Annotated in this window: 18 protein-coding genes; 3 read left to right on the top strand and 15 right to left on the bottom strand. The window is 50.2% G+C overall.

Features of this window, described 5'->3' with window-relative positions; all coding sequences use genetic code 11:
* Positions 1-93: 93 nt before the first annotated feature.
* The 5 genes from BZG84_RS12850 to BZG84_RS12830 form a co-directional block, all read right to left on the bottom strand.
* On the bottom strand, positions 94-300 hold the full coding sequence (locus BZG84_RS12850; protein ID WP_077678296.1) for a hypothetical protein: 207 nt from the start codon (positions 298-300) through the stop codon (positions 94-96).
* An 81-nt stretch (positions 301-381) separates the two neighbouring features.
* Positions 382-858 (bottom strand): YchJ family metal-binding protein, encoded by a 477-nt coding sequence (locus BZG84_RS12845; protein WP_077678295.1) that lies wholly within the window; start codon positions 856-858, stop codon positions 382-384.
* Positions 859-887: 29 nt separating this feature from the next.
* Positions 888-1,622, bottom strand: coding sequence for a UDP-2,3-diacylglucosamine diphosphatase (lpxH, locus tag BZG84_RS12840; protein WP_077678294.1), 735 nt, complete (start codon positions 1,620-1,622; stop codon positions 888-890).
* Between the two features lie 65 nt (positions 1,623-1,687).
* Positions 1,688-2,185, bottom strand: coding sequence for a peptidylprolyl isomerase (locus BZG84_RS12835; protein WP_069587326.1), 498 nt, complete (start codon positions 2,183-2,185; stop codon positions 1,688-1,690).
* Positions 2,186-2,276: 91 nt separating this feature from the next.
* Positions 2,277-2,846, bottom strand: coding sequence for a MarR family winged helix-turn-helix transcriptional regulator (locus BZG84_RS12830; protein ID WP_077481406.1), 570 nt, complete (start codon positions 2,844-2,846; stop codon positions 2,277-2,279).
* Positions 2,847-3,084: 238 nt separating this feature from the next.
* Between BZG84_RS12830 and cysS the strand changes: the two genes are divergently transcribed.
* A complete protein-coding gene (cysS, locus tag BZG84_RS12825) occupies positions 3,085-4,482 on the top strand; it encodes a cysteine--tRNA ligase (protein ID WP_077481404.1) in 1,398 nt (465 codons plus the stop codon).
* A 141-nt stretch (positions 4,483-4,623) separates the two neighbouring features.
* On the opposite strand, the gene BZG84_RS12820 is transcribed toward cysS, so the two are convergent.
* Entirely contained in the window at positions 4,624-5,472 is an 849-nt protein-coding gene (locus tag BZG84_RS12820) for an ion transporter (protein WP_077481402.1), read from the bottom strand.
* Positions 5,473-5,575: 103 nt separating this feature from the next.
* Positions 5,576-6,214: a YchE family NAAT transporter gene (locus BZG84_RS12815; RefSeq protein ID WP_077455429.1), complete on the bottom strand. Its 639-nt coding sequence runs from the start codon at positions 6,212-6,214 to the stop codon at positions 5,576-5,578.
* Positions 6,215-6,796: 582 nt separating this feature from the next.
* Between BZG84_RS12815 and adhE the strand changes: the two genes are divergently transcribed.
* Complete coding sequence (gene adhE, locus BZG84_RS12810; protein WP_077481401.1) at positions 6,797-9,505, top strand: bifunctional acetaldehyde-CoA/alcohol dehydrogenase; 2,709 nt, start codon at positions 6,797-6,799, stop codon at positions 9,503-9,505.
* Positions 9,506-9,656: 151 nt separating this feature from the next.
* Here the strand turns inward: adhE and BZG84_RS12805 are convergent, their stop codons facing one another.
* From BZG84_RS12805 to BZG84_RS12770, 8 genes are all read right to left on the bottom strand, one after another.
* Positions 9,657-10,310, bottom strand: coding sequence for an SDR family NAD(P)-dependent oxidoreductase (locus BZG84_RS12805; protein ID WP_158011498.1), 654 nt, complete (start codon positions 10,308-10,310; stop codon positions 9,657-9,659).
* A 264-nt stretch (positions 10,311-10,574) separates the two neighbouring features.
* Positions 10,575-11,087: a VC2046/SO_2500 family protein gene (locus BZG84_RS12800; protein ID WP_077678292.1), complete on the bottom strand. Its 513-nt coding sequence runs from the start codon at positions 11,085-11,087 to the stop codon at positions 10,575-10,577.
* A 98-nt stretch (positions 11,088-11,185) separates the two neighbouring features.
* Entirely contained in the window at positions 11,186-12,193 is a 1,008-nt protein-coding gene (locus tag BZG84_RS12795) for an alpha-L-glutamate ligase-like protein (RefSeq protein ID WP_077480352.1), read from the bottom strand.
* Positions 12,174-13,739: an inactive transglutaminase family protein gene (locus BZG84_RS12790; protein WP_077678291.1), complete on the bottom strand. Its 1,566-nt coding sequence runs from the start codon at positions 13,737-13,739 to the stop codon at positions 12,174-12,176. The genes BZG84_RS12795 and BZG84_RS12790 overlap by 20 nt, the downstream gene beginning before the upstream one ends.
* Positions 13,740-13,748: 9 nt before the next feature.
* Positions 13,749-14,540, bottom strand: a complete 792-nt coding sequence (locus BZG84_RS12785; protein WP_241825790.1) for an ATP-dependent zinc protease family protein — start codon at positions 14,538-14,540, stop codon at positions 13,749-13,751.
* Between the two features lie 295 nt (positions 14,541-14,835).
* On the bottom strand, positions 14,836-15,807 hold the full coding sequence (gene cmoB, locus BZG84_RS12780; RefSeq protein ID WP_077480355.1) for a tRNA 5-methoxyuridine(34)/uridine 5-oxyacetic acid(34) synthase CmoB: 972 nt from the start codon (positions 15,805-15,807) through the stop codon (positions 14,836-14,838).
* Between the two features lie 22 nt (positions 15,808-15,829).
* Positions 15,830-16,558, bottom strand: coding sequence for a carboxy-S-adenosyl-L-methionine synthase CmoA (cmoA, locus tag BZG84_RS12775; protein ID WP_077480356.1), 729 nt, complete (start codon positions 16,556-16,558; stop codon positions 15,830-15,832).
* Positions 16,559-16,660: 102 nt separating this feature from the next.
* A complete protein-coding gene (locus BZG84_RS12770) occupies positions 16,661-17,539 on the bottom strand; it encodes a DUF72 domain-containing protein (protein WP_077678301.1) in 879 nt (292 codons plus the stop codon).
* 271 nt (positions 17,540-17,810) lie between these two features.
* On the opposite strand from BZG84_RS12770, the gene aspS reads away from it, so the two are divergent.
* On the top strand, positions 17,811-19,586 hold the full coding sequence (gene aspS / locus BZG84_RS12765) for an aspartate--tRNA ligase (RefSeq protein ID WP_077678290.1): 1,776 nt from the start codon (positions 17,811-17,813) through the stop codon (positions 19,584-19,586).
* The last annotated feature ends 181 nt before the right edge of the window (positions 19,587-19,767 follow it).

Below are 19,767 nucleotides of genomic sequence, written 5' to 3'. Positions count from 1 at the left end.
AATATCAAAGTGAGCTTAGATTGCAACTCCCAATGTGGAGATTTTTTCACCGCCTACAGCGGCAAGCAGTGACACCAAATTAAACGGTCGCGTCTATACGTAGACATCCAGCGAGCCATCATCTTTTTTGCGTGGCGCGTTGTCTTTTTCAGCTTGTGGTGACGCATCATGATCCGATGGGTCATCCAAGCGGCGTTGTTTGCGCTCTTCAATGCTGGCCTGTTTCTTAATCGCCCAAACTTTGGTGGGTGGTGAAGAGGGCTTTCGGTACACAGGACTTAGGTTGCCAAGCCAATTCATAGTGCGTCCTCCTAGCGTCTTAACTAAAGTATCGACCAGAGAACGCAAAACTTGATTGTTTTTTGAGCAATTTAGGGTGAGTTAGCCACAACACTTTTTAAATTTGCGTCCGCTGCCACACGGGCAGGGGTCATTGCGTCCCGCTTTGACATGGCCGGGGAAGACACCATCGATATATCGCCACTGAAGCTGTCCATCGATCGTTTCTTTGACAAAACGAGAGCGCTCGTACAGACACTGAGGATCACCGTCGGCAATAAAGTGCGCTTTGAATGTCACAAAGCCAAGTTCACCTTGCTGCAGCACCTCGCTATCGAGTACTTCGAGAGATTGCCACTGATGTTGAGTCATGGTGGCAATGTCTTCACGAAACGAGCTGGCGCCACATTCACTGTGATAGGTCGCAACAATAAAATCCACCAAGCCTTTGGGGTGTGCACTATAACGAGCGCGCATCAATTGCTCCGGATGGATAGCATTGGCGGGGTTTTGATGAATGGGCGCGCAACAGTCTTGATAGGTTTTATGGCTGCAACAAGGGCATAAGTCAGTTTGCATAGCTTTCTCTTAACAATAGGCTGAATGGCTTAACGATGGATAAAGTTGCGGGTTTGTAAGTCACACCCTTGGGCACTACACATCAAGACAGAACCGTGCTCATACCAGTCGCCTAACACAATCCGTTGGTACGCGGTGCCGTGGTGATGCCACTGATGAATATGAGGGCGGTGAGTATGGCCGTGAATCATGTTAGTGACTCCCGCTTTATCCAACTGGCGCTGCACTTCTTGTGGCGTCACATCCATGATGGTGGATGACTTTTGCTGGTTGGCATTGGCACTGCCTGCGCGCATTTTGGCCGCAATCTTACGGCGCCATGTTAGCGGCAAGCACAAAAAGAGTCGCTGCAACCAAGGCTGGTGGACTTTGCGGCGAAACGCTTGATAGTCAACATCCTCTAAACACAAGGTATCCCCGTGTAAGATCAGGGTAGGGGTGCCATATAAATCGATGCACTCGAGCTCGTTTAACAGGGTTACGCCGGTTTCCATAGCAAAGCGTTGACCAATCAAAAAATCGCGATTGCCATGAATAAAATATACCGGCACGCCGCGCTCCGTCACCGCAGAAAACGCCGCTTTAATTTGTTGGTGAAACGGGCTGTTATCATCATCACCAATCCATGCTTCGAATAAGTCCCCGAGTACATAGAGCGCGTCGGCGTGTATCACTTCCTGCTGCATAAAACGTTCAAAGCAGTCGGTAATATCGGGCCGCGTTGGGCTTAAATGGAGGTCGGCAATAAAGAGGGTATGTGGCATGCGTTGGCTTTATGATGGTAATAAAAGAAAGGGTAGCCTGAGCTACCCTTGTTGACGAGTGCGGCTTAGTCTTCGATAGTCACGCTATCGATCAAGACTTCTTCAACCGGCACGTCTTGGTGGACATAACCCCAGTTACCGGTGGCAACGCCTTTAATCTTGTTCACGACGTCCATGCCATCAACCACTTCTGCGAATACACAGTAGCCCCAGCCATCTGGCGTTTTAGCTTTGTGATCGAGGAACAGGTTGTCATTAACGTTGATGAAAAACTGCGAGCTTGCTGAGTGCGGCTCCATGGTGCGCGCCATCGCAACCATACCTGTGCGGTTGCTTAAGCCGTTATCCGCTTCGTTTTTAATCGGTGCGCGGGTTGGCTTTTCTTCCATGCCAGAGGCCATGCCACCGCCTTGGACCATAAAGCCGTCAATCACGCGGTGGAACAGGGTTCCGTTGTAAAAGCCGTCACGGCAGTATTGTAAAAAGTTCTCGACCGTAGCCGGTGCTTCGTCCGCAAACATGCGTAATTTGATGTCACCGAACGTGGTATGAAGAGTCACCATGATGTAATCCTGTCATTGGCTTGGCTATAAGGAGCCAAGATTTTAGCCTAACAACGTCTCTGATCAAGCTCGATCCGTGATACAAGCCGAATTAATCCATATTCTCTGGTTCAAAATGATGCAGCAAGGTCTTCAAAAGGCCGGACAATTGGTCTTGTTGTGCTTGACTCAACGGGCTCAATATTTTGTGTAAGTTATCGGTGTGCGCCACCACTGCATCATCAATCAATTGCAGTCCAGCGTCGGTCAATGAAACATAAACACCACGGCGATCATTGGGATCTGGACTGCGTGCAACCAACCCTTTCTGCTCAAGGCGATCAATTCGATTGGTCATTGCACCTGAGGTGAGCATCAGCGATTGCAGCAGTTGGTTGGGGGTAAGCGTGTGCGGTTTGCCTGAACGGCGCAGCGTTGCGAGGACGTCAAACTCCCCCGGGTTTAAGTTGAATTGATTGAACACCTGCTGAAGGCGCGGATTGATATGCCCTACCACGCGCGCCAACCGCCCGGTAATGGCCATCGGAGAGGGGTCGATATCAGGGCGTTCTTGATGCCACTGAGACAAAATTACATCGACTTTATCGGGCGAACCGAACTCAGCTGAAGACGAGGTGGCTGGCGGCTGGGCGACTTGGCGTTGCTTCGTTGATCGTGTCATGAAAATACCGTGGTTTATTTATCGGTAAAGATTCTTTACAAAAAGCTAAGCGATCTTATCCATCAGCTCAACCACTCATGACAGTTTTTAGTAACGAGATGTGAGTGAGATCGTAGACAACAATTCGGGCAAGACAGCCTGTTGCGTGTCTGTCGCGCTTGCGTCAAGCAGGTATAAAAGGTGTAATAGTCCATTCATTCTAATTTTGTCACTATCGTAACGAGTAACCAAAACCACTATGTCGACGCCAACTAACACGTTAAAGATATACAACTCATTGACGCGAGAGAAAGAGATCTTTCAACCCATCACGCCGGGAAAAATCGGCATGTATGTCTGTGGGGTGACCATTTACGATCTTTGTCATATCGGTCATGGGCGTACTTTCGTGGCGTTTGACATGATCTCACGTTATTTGCGCCATCGTGGTTATGACTTAACGTTTGTCCGCAATATTACCGACATCGACGATAAAATTATCAAACGTGCGGCGGAAAACGGCGAAAGCTGTGAGTCACTGACTGAACGTTTGATCAGTGAAATGCATCAAGACTTTGATGCGCTCAACATGGCACGTCCCGATATCGAACCGCGCGCCACCGACTACATTGATGAAATTATCTCGCTAGTCGAAAAGTTGATTGAGCGAGGCTTTGCTTACGTTGCAGACAATGGCGATGTGATGTTTGAAGTCGCGAAATTTGACGATTACGGCAAGCTATCCAAGCAAGATCTTGAACAACTGCAGGCCGGTGCCCGTGTTGATGTGGAAGCGGCGAAGCGTAGCCCTCTCGATTTTGTGTTATGGAAAATGTCTAAGCCGGGCGAACCAACTTGGGAGTCGCCATGGGGGGCCGGTCGTCCGGGCTGGCACATCGAATGTTCGGCGATGAACTCCGCGATTTTAGGTGATCACTTTGATATTCACGGCGGCGGCTCTGACTTGCAGTTCCCTCACCACGAGAATGAAATTGCACAGTCTTGCTGCGCACACAACACCCAGTATGTGAATACGTGGATGCATAGCGGCATGGTGATGGTTGACCGTGAAAAGATGTCCAAATCTTTGGGGAACTTCTTTACTATCCGCGACGTGTTGGCGCACTACGATGCTGAAACCGTGCGCTACTTCTTGCTGTCTGGTCACTATCGTAGCCAGCTCAATTACAGCGATGAAAACCTCAATCAAGCCCGTTCAGCGCTCGAGCGTCTGTACACTGCATTGCGAGGGCTCGACGAGGCAACGCCAGCCGGTGGCGATGAGTACGTGGCACGCTTTGAAGCGGCGATGGACGATGATTTCAACACGCCAGAAGCCTACTCGGTGCTCTTCGATATGGCGCGTGAGATCAACCGCTTACGCGGCGATGATATGGCAGCGGCATCCGCACTGGGTGCGCAAATGCGTAAATTGGCGTCGGTTCTTGGTTTGCTTGAGCAAGATGCCGATAGCTTCTTACAAGGCGATGCGGGCGCGGACGATGAAGTGGCAAAGATTGAAGCCCTCATTCAAACACGCAATGACGCCCGTAAAGCCAAAGACTTTGCGGCTGCCGATGCGGCACGCGATGCGCTCACCGAGATGGGCATTGTGCTAGAAGACGGTCCTCAAGGCACCACTTGGCGTCGTAAGTAAGCCAAAGCATACCGCCCTCGAACGACTCACCCAAAAAACGGAGCCCCAAAGCTCCGTTTTTTCTTATCCGAATCTCATGCTTTTATTGGCGCTCATGTGTTACTCGCGATAGTGGCGGTGCTATTCAAATCAAAGCAGCTGTTACAGTCCGGGTGTCACCACGCGTTTGTCGGCTTCCGGCAGCTCACTACCGCAATGCTTACAAAATGACGCATCGGACTCATGGCCGCTTTTTGAACAATTCGGACACTTTACTAAGTTGCGATGCAGTGACATCTGCTGGCCAATCTCAGCGGTAATGATCCCGGTAGGCACGGCAATGATCGAGTAGCCCATCAACATGGTGAATGACGCCAAGGCCTTACCTACATCTGTTTGCGGCACTATATCACCATAGCCGACCGTGGTGAGGGTGACGATCGCCCAGTAGATGGCATAGGGAATACTGGTAAAGCCGTTTTCTGGTCCTTCAATCACATACATGAGTGCGCCGAACACGGTGACTAGAATTGCCACGGAGAAAAAGAAAATCATCACCTTGCGCGACGATAGCATCATCGAACGGAGTAAGATGTTGGAGTCTTCCAAAAAGCGCATCAACCTCAGAACCCGAAAGATACGTAAAACCCTTAGCAGGCGTACGACCATTAAATAGGTGGTGCCGGGAACAAAAATCGCGATATAGGTCGGCAAAATTGCAAGTAAATCGACGACACCATAAAAGCTACGCGCGTAAGCAGAAGGACGAGGAGAGCAGTATAGGCGCAGTATGTACTCAATGGTAAAGATGCCGGTAAAGCCCCACTCAATCCAATACAACCAGTTGGACCACTTAGCGTGAAAGCTAGCAATCGACTCCAGCATCAGTACCACCATCGAGGCGAGGATCAGCACGATCAACGCGATATCAAATGCTTTTCCATGCGGCGTGTCAGTGCCAAAAATGGTGGTATATAAATAGCGTTGTACTCGGTTTTGCGCGTCGGCCATAAGAGGTCCTTGCTATGAATGACCGTGATATTGGGCCGAAAAAAAACCGGCACTGCAACCTTTGCTGCGTGCCGGTTATACGTAACTGTGGCTCGGATTACATTTAGCTCAGTCCGGGGAACAACGCCCGCATTCCTGAGGCAATAAACTCAATGCCTAACGAGCCTAGAATAAGGCCCATGATCCGAGTAATGACGTTGATACCCGTTTGGCCGAGAAAGCGCACTACCGCAGGGCCAACACGGAACAGTCCCCAAATGCCGGCGGCAAAGATCACTAAGGTGGCAATCAGTGTCAGCGTGCTCCACGTATCTGGGTATTGAGAGCCGTAAACAATGGTGGAGCTGATCGCGCCCGGGCCAGCCAGCAAAGGCATCGCCAGCGGCACTACACCGACTTGTTCCCGACTGATCGACTCAGACTGCTCTTGCTTGTTTTGCTTACCTTCGCCGAGCTTCCCGTTCATCATGGTAAAAGCAATACTCAGTAATAGCATGCCTCCCGCCACGCGGAACGAGTCCAGCGAGATGCTGAACAAATCCAACAACATTTGTCCGGCCAGCAACGAAACAATCAAGATGACAGCGACGGCGATCGCGGCAGTATACGCGGTGCGATTGCGTTCTTGTTCATCGAGATGGGCGGTCAAGGTGACAAAAACGGGCATGATACCAATGGGGTTAACAGCGGCAAAAAGCCCGACAAAAAACTGTACGAAGATCATGGGGTCGAAGGCTGCCATGGCGACTCTCGTGATGCGGTGAGGAAGTCCAGTTTCTCTCGGGTTAATGGTTGCGTCAGTATAGCGAGCTCAGCCCAAAAACCAACCGCGTGAGCTTGCATTTTATGCATTTACTGATTGCGTTTTTTTAAACGGATTTTTTGATGTGCTACAGGTTAGCGATCTCTGTCACGCAACTTTCTCTCAGCAAACTATACTGAGGGTCGAGTGACGTGGACATAAATAACAACTTTAGCGGCTATTTGTTGAAAATTTCATACAACACCCGCCTTTGGCACTGAGGTGTAATGTAAATTAGATGTTGCATTGGTGAAAAAATTAGACACATACTCAGTGTGCTACAAAAATAATAAACCCAGTAACAATGGGGATTAAACGCAGAAATTATTGATATTGATTTGATAACAAATGATCGAGATCAAGTTGTTGATGCTGTGAAAATTTATACTCAGTTTTGAAAGTTATTTACTAAATGCCACGCACCAAACCGCGTCGCTAACTGTCAGAAACATCGGTTAGTCCGCAACAACGCTGCGGCAAGCAATTACTAAATGATTTTCAAATATGAACCAGGAGATGACTATGCCTGTCACTAATATTGCTGAACTCAACGCCATGGTTGAGCGTGTCAAAAAGGCACAAAAAGAATTTGCCACCTACTCACAGGAGCAAGTTGACAAAATCTTCCGTGCAGCCTCGCTTGCCGCGAACAATGCGCGTATCCCTCTGGCCAAACAAGCTGTTGAAGAGTCAGGCATGGGTATCTTGGAAGACAAGGTAATCAAAAACCACTTTGCGTCTGAGTTTATCTATAACAAATACAAAGATGAGAAAACCTGCGGCATTCTAGAAGAGAATGACGAGTTCGGCACCATCACTATCGCTGAGCCTGTAGGTCTTATCTGTGGTATCGTTCCAACCACCAACCCGACCTCTACTGCGATTTTCAAATCACTGATTTCTTTGAAAACCCGTAACGGTATTATCTTCTCGCCACACCCACGTGCGAAAAACTCAACCAATGATGCGGCTAAACTTGTGCTGGAAGCAGCGGTTGCAGCAGGCGCACCGAAAGACATTATCGGCTGGATTGACCAACCTTCAGTTGAGCTTTCTAACGCATTGATGAAGCATGATGACATCAACCTGATCCTTGCGACCGGTGGTCCAGGCATGGTTAAAGCGGCTTACTCATCAGGTAAACCTGCGATTGGTGTTGGTGCAGGTAACGTGCCGGTCGTGATTGACGAAACAGCGGATATCAAACGTGCGGTTGCATCTGTGTTGATGTCAAAAACCTTCGATAACGGTGTGGTCTGTGCATCAGAGCAAGCGGTTATCGTGATGGACGAAGTGTACGACGAAGTGAAAGAACGTTTTGCTTCTCACAAAGCCTATGTCCTGAGCAAAGCCGAAGCAGACAAAGTGCGTAAAGTTATCCTGATTAACGGTAACCTTAACGCAGACATCGTTGGCCAGCCCGCCACTAAGATTGCCGATATGGCCGGTGTGAGCGTACCGTCTGATACCAAGGTACTGATCGGCGAAGGTCTCGAAATCAGCATCGAAGAAGAATTCGCTCACGAGAAACTCTCGCCAACCTTGGGTATGTTCCGTGCGAAAAGCTTCGAGCACGCCGTGGATATGGCATGCAAAATGGTAGAAATGGGCGGTATCGGTCATACCTCTGGCCTTTACACCAACCAAGACGTTAATCAAGATCGTATCAAGTACTTCGGCGACCGCCTGAAAACAGCGCGTATTCTGGTGAACATCCCAACCACTCACGGTGGTATCGGTGACCTGTACAACTTCAACGTTGCACCATCACTCACACTGGGTTGTGGCTCTTGGGGCGGTAACTCGATTTCTGAAAACGTTGGGCCTAAACACCTGATGAACAAGAAAACTGTTGCGAAGCGAGCTGAGAATATGCTGTGGCACAAACTACCAAAATCTATCTACTTCCGTCGCGGCAGCTTGCCAATCGCGCTGAGTGATTTGGAAGACAAGAAACGTGCGATGATCGTGACTGACCGCTTCTTGTTCAACAACGGTTACTCTGACGATATCGAAAAAATGCTCAAAGCACAGGGCATGGATGTGACCACCTTCTTTGAAGTGGAAGCCGATCCTACCTTGAGCGTGGTACGCAAAGGTGCCGACGCGATGAAGAGCTTCCAGCCAGACGTGATCATTGCCCTAGGTGGTGGTTCACCAATGGATGCAGCGAAAATCATGTGGGTTATGTACGAGCACCCTGAAACTGCGTTCGAAGAGCTAGCAATGCGCTTTATGGATATCCGTAAACGTATTTACAAGTTCCCGAAAATGGGTAAAAAAGCGGAACTGGTTTGTGTAACGACCACATCAGGTACAGGCTCAGAAGTAACGCCGTTTGCGGTTGTAACTGACGACGAAACCGGTGCCAAATACCCACTGGCTGATTACGAGCTGACACCACAGATGGCGATTGTTGATGCCAACTTGGTAATGAACATGCCGAAGTCTCTGACTGCCTTTGGTGGTTATGATGCGATTACGCACGCTTTGGAAGCTTATGTGTCAGTACTGGCAAGCGAATACTCTGACGGTCAAGCGCTACAAGCACTGAAACTGCTGAATGAGTATCTACCAGCGAGCTATGCGCACGGTGCGAATGACCCAATTGCACGCGAAAAAGTGCACAATGGTGCGACCATTGCCGGTATCGCGTTTGCTAACGCCTTCTTGGGTGTGTGTCACTCAATGGCGCACAAAATCGGTGCTGAGTTCCACTTACCACACGGCCTTGCTAACGCACTGCTGATTTCAAACGTGGTTCGTTTCAACGCCAACGACAACCCAACCAAACAAACTGCATTCTCACAGTACGACCGCCCACAAGCACGTCGTCGTTATGCAGAAGTTGCGGATCACTTAGGTCTGTCTCAAGCCGGTGACCGCACAGCACAGAAGATTGAGCGTCTCCTCGCTTGGTTGGAAGAAATGAAGTTGAAACTGGATATCCCTGCGTCTATCCAAGCGGCCGGTGTCCCAGAAGCTGACTTCATTGCCAAACTTGATGAGCTTGCGGAAGAAGCGTTCGATGACCAATGTACTGGTGCGAACCCACGCTACCCACTGATCAAAGAGCTGAAAGAAGTACTGTTGGCCTCTTACTATGGTAAGCCATATGTTGAAGGTGAAACCTTCGAAGGCACCACGGTTATCAAGAAAAAAGATGACCAACCAGCGGCCGCGCCAACTAAAGCGGGTGCAGACAAAAAAGGTGCGAAAGCAAAAGCCTAATTTAACCTAGGTCACCGCTTAACGACAAAGACCCGCTCCGGCGGGTCTTTTTGATTTTATCCGTGGCGACGATGGCACTAGAATACAGAGCGCTTTGCTTACGGAATACGGAAAGGACTGCTGCATACTCGTATCGGGGCGTTTGCTCTTTCTACCCACTTGCCTCTAACAATCGGCCGTTAAAAGAATCGTTGGAGACGATATATTCCGCATTACGAATCAGCTCGTCATCCATTCCTCCGCTTGCGCGATTCATCGTACGTCCGCGAGGAACAATACCGCCAACGCGAATTTTGAGCCCAGATAATTCTTTAGCCCACCGCTGAGTGAGACCACCAATCATGGCACTGGCGACCGTATCTGGGGTTAAATGATGGCCAGCGACATTAATAATCACACCGGGGCGCCCACGCTGTTGCATACAAACGGCGGCGCGTTGCACGACGACGTAATAGTGTGAGGTGGAATCGGCGACCGTTTGTGGTATATCAACCAAGTTTCCATTATCCAAAAGGCTAGGCAGTATGTCGCCTTGCCAATGATTGATGAGTACATCAATACCACCAAACAGTGTGACGATTTGAGCAAAGGCATCATTGATGGATTGAGGCTGATAATCGGCTAAACAGATCGGCTGGATCCGGCCGGGATAATCTCGGCACTGATCGGCGCTTAGGCGGAGTGTCGGCCACTCGGTATCAAGCAGTACGACATCGGCGCCTAATGAGCAAAAATGTTCAGCCATGGCACGCCCGGATGGCGAGCCGCCTGCTGTGATGACGACCACCGCGTTATCTATCTTCATGGTCATTTCCTCAATCACATCAACCCTTTACGAAAAATCACTGTCTCTACAATATGTTACGAATTTCATTCACGAGAAAGTGACAACTTACCCCCAGCTTGTTCAAGCGTGGGAAGTTAATACTGGTACAGAAATACGCGGGGTGCGCAAAAAATGTTCAAAACAAGTGGGTAAATTGGGGATCGATTGCTCGGAATATATAGAGGATCACATTTTGGAAAAGGATCGCTATTTATCGTTGGGATCGACTTGCGATCTTGGTGGTTATGCGCTCACACGCATTTTGTCTTGGCAGTGCGCGGTGGTGAGATTTTCGTACAAGGTCGTCGGGTTGAGTGAGAGTCGTGCAGACTCGCTATCTGCCAACTTGCGACGCTGATGACCGGATAAATTGTGATAGACCGCCTCGTCAAATCCGTGGGTGCCTTGGGGCGGGTAGTGCATGGCAGCAGGTGCGAGCTGAAAGCGCAGATGTGCACTGGCAATCCCGCCACGGTGGAAGGCATCGGCTTGCGCACCAGCACGAACGTAATCTTCTTCATTACTGGCCGCCAACGGCTGAGGTGGGGCAAGCTGAAATTGACGACGTAGAACCTCATCATTAGTGGTCTTTTCGTCAAGCGGTGAGAGTGGTGTTGACTCATTGGCATCACCGGACATCAGGGCGAGCATCAACGCAAAATCAGAGCGACGTCCTTGCGTCACTGCATGATTCAGATTGTCTCCAAACTGCACATCACTAATGATGCGTGCTTTGTCGATGGTGTGCACTGTCACTGTCGGCGCCTTACCTTACATGTCAAACCAATGAGTCGGTTACTTTGGTTATCGGCAAGGCGCAGAGAACTTTAGTTTTTTTTTGCCTACTGAGCGTTTTAACTGACTTTCGCTAACCGCGGCTTCAGTGGCTGAGTTTGCTGGCCAGCAAAGTGACGCATGGAAAACTCAACGCGCGCTTCGGGTAACGGTGGATAGCGACAAGGCGGTAAAGACTCGATCAATCGCAGTCTGGGCAACAAGCCACAGCCATTGGCGATTTGAATCGCAAGCCCGGGACGAGCATTGAGCTCCAACACCATTGGGCCTTTGTCTTTATCAAGCACCATATCGGTGCCCATGTAACCGAGCCCAGTCATCTCCCACGCACTGGCGGCAAGGGTGAGCAATTGCTGCCAATGTGGAACCCTAAGCGTATACAAGTCTTGGTGCGTATCAGGGTGGTGAGTGATGGGGCTGTTAAATTGCACCGCTTTTAATGCATAACCAGTTGCAAGATCCAGCCCAACCCCAACCGCGCCTTGGTGCAGGTTAGCCTTACCGTCTGACGCTGAGGTTGAGAGACGCATCATCGCCATCACAGGATAGCCTTGAAACACAATCACACGAATATCAGGCACGCCTTCATAACTAAAGCCGTTAAAGCTGTCATCGAACGCGATTAAGTTCTCAACCACCGCCACATCGGCTTTACCGCCGAGGGAAAACAAGCCCGCCAAGGTGTTGGTAATATGGCGTTCAACGTCGTCATGACTGACTTCTTTGCCGGAGGCTTTAAAATAGCGCCCTTGGTGATTTTGAGTGATCACCATGATCCCTTTACCGCCAGAGCCCTGGGCTGGCTTAATCACAAAGCCCGGCCAGTTTGCGACCATAGCGTGAATGCGCTTAACATCCGCTTGGCTATCAATCACACCAATCAAGTCCGGCACCGTCGCGCCGGCTTGTTGTGCAATCAGTTTGGTTTTGAGCTTATCATCCACCAGTGGATACAAGCGTCTATCGTTGTAGCGGCCAATATAACGAATATTGCGTTGGTTCATGCCCATCACGCCCGCGTCATTGAGGCGAAAGGGCGACGCCAGTTTAGCGAGGAGTGTTCGCATCATCACCTCCTGAGGTGGGCGCAAGGCCGTGACTTTTTTCATTAGCAGCAAGTGGGCGGAAGCGCTTCAGCTCAGAGAGGCGATAGCCCGTGTAGTTACCCAGCATTAAGATCAGGGCCAGAATCACTAACTGCACACCAATGAAGTTAAAGGTCAGATGGCGAACCAACTCATTGGTCATCGCGAGATAGACCAGCACTGCGGTGAGAAGCGAGCCGCCTCCTTGAACAACCACCTCTTTGGCGCCTTCTTCTTCCCATAGAATGGACATCCGTTCTATGGTCCATGACAAGATGATCATTGGGAAGAAGGTAATGGTCAGTCCTTCGATTAAGCCGATGTGGAACGCAATCACACTGAACACGGCGATAATCAAAATCACGGTAATAATCACCGCGGAGATTCGCGCCACCAGCAATAAGTTGAGCCGGGAGAGATAACTTCGGATCACCAAGCCCGTACCAACAATCAGCACAAAGCCAACAATGCCGGTGATTAATTGGGTTTGCACAAACGCGACTGCAATCAATACTGGCATAAAGGTGCCAGAGGTTTTTAAGCCAACAATGACCCGCAAGAACACCACAATCAGCGCGCCAATTGGGATAAGCATGATGGTTTTGAACATCGCTTGCTCTTCAATCGGCAAGCTATGGATCGAAAAGTTGAGCAGATCGTCGGCGTTCACTTTGGCGGTGGTCGCCTGCTGCGGGCTGATATCCTGAGAAATGATTGAGAAGTTGACATGACTGTGCTCACCGCCTGTCACTTCAAGCAAAGGACCGCCCCGTTGGTTCCATAGGAGAACGTCGTCGCGATGGCCATTTTGTCCGGTGGTGAGATCGAATAAATGCCACTGTGTGTCTTGCCACACTTGGATCATTGGTGAGATGCTTTGGCGACGGCGACCGTCTTCTAACTTCAAACCACCCACAACGCGGGCATGGATCCCTTCTAGCGCCAATGTCTTTTGAACCGCATCTGGCTTATCAAAGGCGTTAAGCAACAATGCCGCGTTTTGGCTGTCGGTGCTGTTAAATTGTTTGATTAGCTCTCTGGTCAGGGTGATGTTATCCGCCGAACGAGAGCGAGCACGATCGAGTAAGGCGAGCGCAGCGTTTTTAGCCGCATTGTCCATTACCGGGGCAGCAACGGTGTCGTGCTCCGGTGGCGTCATGGTATAGCGGGCACTGTCATCCACCAGCATTTGGTTTTTGAAATAAAGGGTTTGTTCGCCGGTGGCGGTGCGCGTTGACCATTGCGCTTGGCGACCATAGTCGGTGTCAAGCAAAGAAAACCCATAGCCTGATGACGAGGTGCTTTCGTCAATCAGAGTCAGGCCGGGTTGGCTATCGGGCGCGGCAAGATTCACCTTCACCGGCCCACCGGTGGCATCAAAATTGATGCGCGCTTCAATCTGCCACACTTGGCGAGTTTCATCAGCGAGCCATGGCACGCCGTAAACCATATGACGGTATGCGCTTAACGCGATACCTGCCAAGACCAGAAAACCGATTAAAAAGTAAAATGGAACACGTGAAACCATAAAGGTGACCTATTTTTGGTTAGCGTCGTTACTGCTAGCGTCCGGTTGCGTTTCAGGCTCGTACTTGGGGTGAATATGTTCTTGGCTGACATCGACCACTGCGAGATCTTTGAAGAACTCTCGGCCCAGTAGGACGGGATATTCCATGTTGGTGCGATCAGCGAGCGTAAATTGGGTTTTTTCGTGGATACTGCCGACACGGATCCAAGCTTCCACAACTGGACGGCGATCGGTTTTATCGGTGGAAGATTGGCGAATACGCACCCAGCGCTTCACCGGCATTTCCATAAACACGGGTTCGTCGTTATTTTCGCTGTGATTGACGTTAAACTTCACCCAAGTATCACCATCGCGCTCAAATTCTTGAATATCCACAGCATTCAATGAAGATGTTTCGGCGCCGGTGTCAACGCGAGCTTGGAATGTGCTTTCTACCGCGTCAAACCATACCCATTCACGGGCACCCAATAAGACTTTATCGTCGTTGACCGGGACACGAACCACTTTCTCTTTCACCTTTACTTCCGGTTTGGCATCCGCCATGTTGGCGTACACTTTCGCTTGGGTACGCTGCATCACTTTCAGTTGGCTTTCGATCGCACTGATTTTGTCAGACAGACGAGAAAGCGCATCATCATGATTCGATAATGACGTGGATAGAGTTTGCTGTTGCTGATTGGTTTGTGCGGCAACATGGTCAATTTTGTCCAATGTTTCTTGGTGTTGGTGCTGTGAGGTGAGGGTACAACCTGACATCGTTAAAAAGAGCGCACTAATCAGTGAGCAGCGAAATAACATCATAATCTCCAACCGGTGCAAAAATGGCTCAATCACGCCTCAGTCAGGCGCCGAACGGTGAGCGCAAATTCTAATCGATGCGGCGAAGATGGGTAGGGGTATTCTGTCAAAAGTTAGTCAGGATTGACTGAGTGATGGTTTTATCGACGTTTTCTGTCACTTTTTGCCCGTTATCTTTTTGATCTGGATAGAAAATATGGCGTGAACGGGAAATAAAGTCGAGGCGGTTAAATAATGTTCTGCTTGCTGAACGTCAAGCCAAGGTGCGCCTCTTGTCAAACCAAGAGGCGCACAATCATTAATCAGGGTTACGTGCGACCAAAATGGCACGTTTAGGGGCGGGATAGCCTTCTACCGTAAGATGCGGATTGGCAGGGTCAAGGTAATCGGGCAGTGAATTATGGGTCATCCACTCGGTACTGCGCTGCTCATCCGTGGTGGTGACGCACTCATCGACAATACGCACATCGACAAATCCGACTTTCTCCAGCCACACTTTTAACGCGCGGGCAGACGGGAAAAAGTAGACGTTACGCATTTGTGCATAACGGTCGGAGGGGACCAATACCGCGTTTTCATCGCCGTCAATCACCAGCGTTTCCAGTACCAGCTCGCCATCTTTACGCAATTGATCTTTGAGTTGGATCAGATGATCGAGCGGGGAGCGGCGGTGATATAACACACCCATACTAAACACAGTGTCGAATGCACGCAGCGCTGGTAGTTTTTCGATCCCTAAAGGCAAAAGGTGAGCGCGCTGGTCGTTGCCCATCAAGCGGCGGATAGCGTCGAACTGCATCAAGAAAAGCTCTGATGGATCAATACCGACGGTCAGCGCAGCGCCTTCCCCCAACATACGCCACATGTGATAGCCATTACCACAGCCAACATCCAAGATGTAACGGCCTTTGAGTGGCGAAATATGAGGAAGCACACGATCCCATTTCCAGTCAGAGCGCCATTCGGTATCAATATCAATGCCATGCACCTGATACGGACCTTTGCGCCACGGATGGAAGCTACGTAATAAGTTTTCGAGTTTTTTGCGTTCACCGGACGGCAGGCTTTGGTCATCGCCAATACGCACCGCATCTTTCAGTTCAACCGTCTCGGGCGCGGTAGTTGGGATCTTATTAAGCACCTTAATCCACTTCGGCATATCGCCATGCGGCTGGTTTTGCCACTCCGCTAATTGGGCTGGGAGAACCTCCAACCAGTGGCTTAGGCGATTTTTGGCAATAAGCTGATAGAAGTCAGAAAAATCAAACATGAAACTACTCGTACCGGTTGGCTTACTTGATGGCTAGCATAGAGCCGAAGTTAAAACACTGGAACCACATGGCAACACTACTAAAACCGATATCACTCAATCGGGCTTTGTGGGTGCCAATACTGTCTGGACGCATGACGTTCTCAAGGGCGCTACGCTTTTGGCTAATTTCTAGCTCGCTGTACCCATTGGCACGTTTAAAGTCATGGTGTAGGTCAATCAAAAGCTCGTTGGCGGTGTCATCATCAAAGCAGTACTTTTCCGATAAAATCAGAATGCCACCGGGATTAAGTCCTTGATAAATTTTGTTTAACAAGGCTTGGCGGTCGTCAGGACTTAAAAATTGCAGGGTAAAGTTAAGCACAACCATAGACGCATTTTGGATCTCGATATCTCGAATATCCGCTTCTTTGACCTCTACGTCAGCGGCACCACGGTATGCATTTACATGGAGACGACAGCGTTCGACCATCGCCGATGAGTTATCTACCGCGATAATCTGGCAGCTTGCGTGTTCGATATGGCGACGCATCGATAAGGTGGCCGCGCCCAATGAACAGCCCAAATCGTAGATATTGGTATTTGGCTTGGCAAAACGCTGCGCCAACATCCCAATCGCCGAAATGATATTGCTATAGCCCGGTACGGATCGTTGAATCATGTCCGGAAAGACTTCGGCGACGTTCGCGTCGAAGGTAAAATCACCCAGTTTTTCAATGGGCGCCGCGAAAATTTTATCCTGATTAGCCATGAGAGCCCCTACAAATCAGCCAATGCCCAGCAGTAAAAGCGGCGTATTGTAGTGAATTTTTCCCCGTCTGTCTTTATTCTGCCTTGCCATTGTCCCAGGCGATTACAGCAGCGAGAACTGCTGTGACTGTGCCGCGCGTTGCACACTGGCGAGAGGGGGTGATAATTCAAGGCGTTGGTAAAGCGCCGCGGCAAGCGCAGGAGCCTGATCATTATCTGAAGTATGGATCATTAAATAAGGTGTTTTCCCTTCATTCATCCAGTGCTGCAATTTGGCGATCCACGGCGTAAAGAACGCGGCATTTTCATCGAGAGTTGGGTGACCGATAAAGCGCACCATGGGCGCATCATGGGTGGCGATAGCATGAACCGGCACGCGGGGCTTTTTCTGTTGTGCGTCAATAATCGCCGGCGAGTCCGGTTTGGCGGCGAACACGGGGCGGCTGTCCATGATCACACGATTCGCCTTATGTTCCAGTAACAGGCGATTCAATTGACGCTCGGCGTCGCCTTTGGCAAAAAATGCTGGGTGACGGACCTCGACGCCAACTGAAAAATCCGCGGGTAATTGCTTTAAAAAAACAGCCAATGCCGGCAAGCCCTCGGGACCAAAACGGGCAGGGAGTTGGATGGTCCATTGCCCTACCTTTTCATGGAGCGGCGCCATCAGGGTGATGAAATCTTGCGTCAATGTTTGTGCATGGCGCAATTGGCACTGATGGGTAATGGTTTGCGGAAATTTAAAGGTAAACCGAAACGTATCCGGCGTAGCCGCGGCCCAATTGGCGACTGACGTGCTCGAGGGTGAGGCATAAAAAGTCGTATTGCCTTCAACCGTATTAAACACCTCCGCATAGCGCGCTAAACGATCGGCCGTCTTAGTGCCCGGAGGATAAAAGTGATGTTGCCAGCTGGGGTGGGACCATTGTGTCAGCCCAAGGCGCAGGGGCGGTACGGAAACGTGATTTAACGTCAGGGACATGGCTTGGCTTTTATCGGTCAATCGAGATGGTGATAGCCTAATCGGAAGTGCGCCAAAAAACCATTCATCGCCCAAACAGAATAAAAAAGCGCGATCGCTTTACCAAGGGAGGGGCTTTTCCTTTATAATGGCAGGTCTTTGACAGTAACGGCACCAATGGGGGCGTACCGTCAGGTACGACAGACGCTGTTACCCGAATTCCCCTCAGTATTTGGCAGGCTTGTGCCCAAGGGGGCAAGCGGAATAATCAGAATCAGATCAGGAATACTCTATGCGCACCCAATATTGTGGTCACCTGAATAAAGCCCATGTCGGGCAAGAAGTAAGTCTTTGTGGTTGGGTTAACCGTCGTCGTGATTTGGGCGGATTGATTTTTATCGATATGCGAGACCGTGAAGGGCTCGTGCAGGTCGTGATCGATCCTGATATGGGTGATGTTTACGAGCAAGCGAACAAGCTACGTAACGAATTCTGTATCCAAATTCGCGGTGAAGTGCGTGCGCGTCCAGACAGCCAAATCAACCGTGATATGGCGACCGGTGAAGTTGAAGTGGTGGCAACTGGGTTAGACATCATTAACCGCAGTGCCCCGTTACCGATCGACTTCAACCAATTCATCTCTGAAGAACAGCGTTTGAAGTACCGCTATCTTGACCTGCGTCGTCCAGAAATGAGCGACCGCATCAAATTGCGTGCGAAAGCGACCAGCTTCGTCCGTCGTTTCTTGGATAGCAATGACTTTTTGGATATCGAAACGCCGGTGTTGACCAAAGCAACGCCAGAAGGCGCGCGTGACTACTTGGTTCCTAGCCGTGTGCACAAAGGCAGCTTCTATGCCTTGCCACAATCGCCTCAGCTGTTTAAGCAGTTGTTGATGATGTCAGGTTTTGACCGTTACTACCAAATCGTGAAGTGCTTCCGTGATGAAGACTTGCGTGCTGACCGTCAGCCAGAATTTACACAGATCGATATCGAAACCTCGTTCATGAGCGCCGAGCAAGTGCGCGAAGTGACCGAGAAAATGATTCGCGAAATGTGGCAGTCGCTGCTTGACGTCGACTTGGGTGCCTTCCCAGTCATGAAATATGAAGAAGCGATGCGTCGCTTTGGCTCTGACAAACCGGATCTGCGTAACCCGCTTGAAATCGTCGATGTGGCGGATCTGGTCAAAGACGTTGAATTTAAAGTCTTCTCAGGCCCAGCAAACGATGAAAAAGGCCGCGTTGCCGTCATCCGTGTACCGGGCGGTGCCAGCCTGTCTCGCAAGCAAATTGACGAATACACCAAGTTTGTGGGTATCTATGGCGCCAAAGGACTTGCATGGCTGAAAGTCAATGACCGTGACGCAGGCTTGGACGGTGTTCAGTCACCGGTAGCGAAATTCCTTAATGCGGACGTGGTTGAAGGGATCCTTTCACGTACTGAAGCACAAACCGGTGATATCATCCTGTTTGGCTCAGATAAAAAGTCAGTAGTCACCGAAGCGTTGGGCGCATTGCGCGTGAAGCTTGGTCTGGATCTCGAACTGACAGATACCCAAGCATGGGCACCGCTGTGGGTGGTTGACTTCCCAATGTTTGAGGAAGACGACGAAGGTAACCTTCATGCAATGCACCACCCATTCACCGCGCCAACTGACGTGACCCCAGAAGCGCTGAAAGCGAATCCGGCAGCGGCGAACTCGAATGCTTACGACATGGTTATCAATGGCTATGAAGTGGGTGGCGGCTCAGTACGTATCCACAACCCAGAGATGCAAGCGGCAGTATTCGAAACCCTTGGTATTGGCGAACAAGAGCAGCGCGAGAAGTTTGGCTTCTTGCTGGATGCACTCAAATTTGGTACCCCACCACACGCAGGTCTGGCGTTTGGTATGGACCGCTTGGTGATGCTGCTGTCTGGCACTGAAAACATTCGTGACGTGATTGCTTTCCCGAAAACCACGGCAGCGGCCTGTTTGATGACAGATGCGCCAAGCATTGCTAACGAAGCAGCGCTTGAAGAACTGGCGCTTAGCATTACTGCGGCGGCGGAACAAAGCGAGTAACGTCATCCAGAGACGATAAGTCCGATCACGGGCAACAGCGTTTGTCCGTTAACTCCCATGACTAAGTGCGATACCTATCTCGCGGTATGGCCTTAGTATGCGGGGATTTTCATCAACGCGCCTCCGACTGCAAAGCCAAGGCGCGTTTTTTCTTATTACTCCTTTCACGTGAGGGGAGCGC

It is taken from the genome of Salinivibrio sp. PR932 (assembly GCF_001996125.1).
Lineage (GTDB): Bacteria > Pseudomonadota > Gammaproteobacteria > Enterobacterales > Vibrionaceae > Salinivibrio > Salinivibrio proteolyticus.
Note: the sequence above shows the minus strand (reverse complement) of the source record. Positions and strands in the feature narration are given on the sequence as shown.

Bases quoted from the DNA above. Each gene is read 5' to 3' on its own strand.
- BZG84_RS12850 (WP_077678296.1), bottom strand. From the start codon at position 300: ATGAATTGGCTTGGCAACCTAAGTCCTGTGTACCGAAAGCCCTCTTCA.
- BZG84_RS12845 (WP_077678295.1), bottom strand. From the start codon at position 858: ATGCAAACTGACTTATGCCCTTGTTGCAGCCATAAAACCTATCAAGAC.
- lpxH (WP_077678294.1), bottom strand. From the start codon at position 1,622: ATGCCACATACCCTCTTTATTGCCGACCTCCATTTAAGCCCAACGCGG.
- BZG84_RS12835 (WP_069587326.1), bottom strand. From the start codon at position 2,185: ATGGTGACTCTTCATACCACGTTCGGTGACATCAAATTACGCATGTTT.
- BZG84_RS12830 (WP_077481406.1), bottom strand. From the start codon at position 2,846: ATGACACGATCAACGAAGCAACGCCAAGTCGCCCAGCCGCCAGCCACC.
- cysS (WP_077481404.1), top strand. From the start codon at position 3,085: ATGTCGACGCCAACTAACACGTTAAAGATATACAACTCATTGACGCGA.
- BZG84_RS12820 (WP_077481402.1), bottom strand. From the start codon at position 5,472: ATGGCCGACGCGCAAAACCGAGTACAACGCTATTTATATACCACCATT.
- BZG84_RS12815 (WP_077455429.1), bottom strand. From the start codon at position 6,214: ATGGCAGCCTTCGACCCCATGATCTTCGTACAGTTTTTTGTCGGGCTT.
- adhE (WP_077481401.1), top strand. From the start codon at position 6,797: ATGCCTGTCACTAATATTGCTGAACTCAACGCCATGGTTGAGCGTGTC.
- BZG84_RS12805 (WP_158011498.1), bottom strand. From the start codon at position 10,310: ATGAAGATAGATAACGCGGTGGTCGTCATCACAGCAGGCGGCTCGCCA.
- BZG84_RS12795 (WP_077480352.1), bottom strand. From the start codon at position 12,193: ATGCGAACACTCCTCGCTAAACTGGCGTCGCCCTTTCGCCTCAATGAC.
- BZG84_RS12790 (WP_077678291.1), bottom strand. From the start codon at position 13,739: ATGGTTTCACGTGTTCCATTTTACTTTTTAATCGGTTTTCTGGTCTTG.
- BZG84_RS12785 (WP_241825790.1), bottom strand. From the start codon at position 14,540: ATGATGTTATTTCGCTGCTCACTGATTAGTGCGCTCTTTTTAACGATG.
- cmoB (WP_077480355.1), bottom strand. From the start codon at position 15,807: ATGTTTGATTTTTCTGACTTCTATCAGCTTATTGCCAAAAATCGCCTA.
- cmoA (WP_077480356.1), bottom strand. From the start codon at position 16,558: ATGGCTAATCAGGATAAAATTTTCGCGGCGCCCATTGAAAAACTGGGT.
- BZG84_RS12770 (WP_077678301.1), bottom strand. From the start codon at position 17,539: ATGTCCCTGACGTTAAATCACGTTTCCGTACCGCCCCTGCGCCTTGGG.
- aspS (WP_077678290.1), top strand. From the start codon at position 17,811: ATGCGCACCCAATATTGTGGTCACCTGAATAAAGCCCATGTCGGGCAA.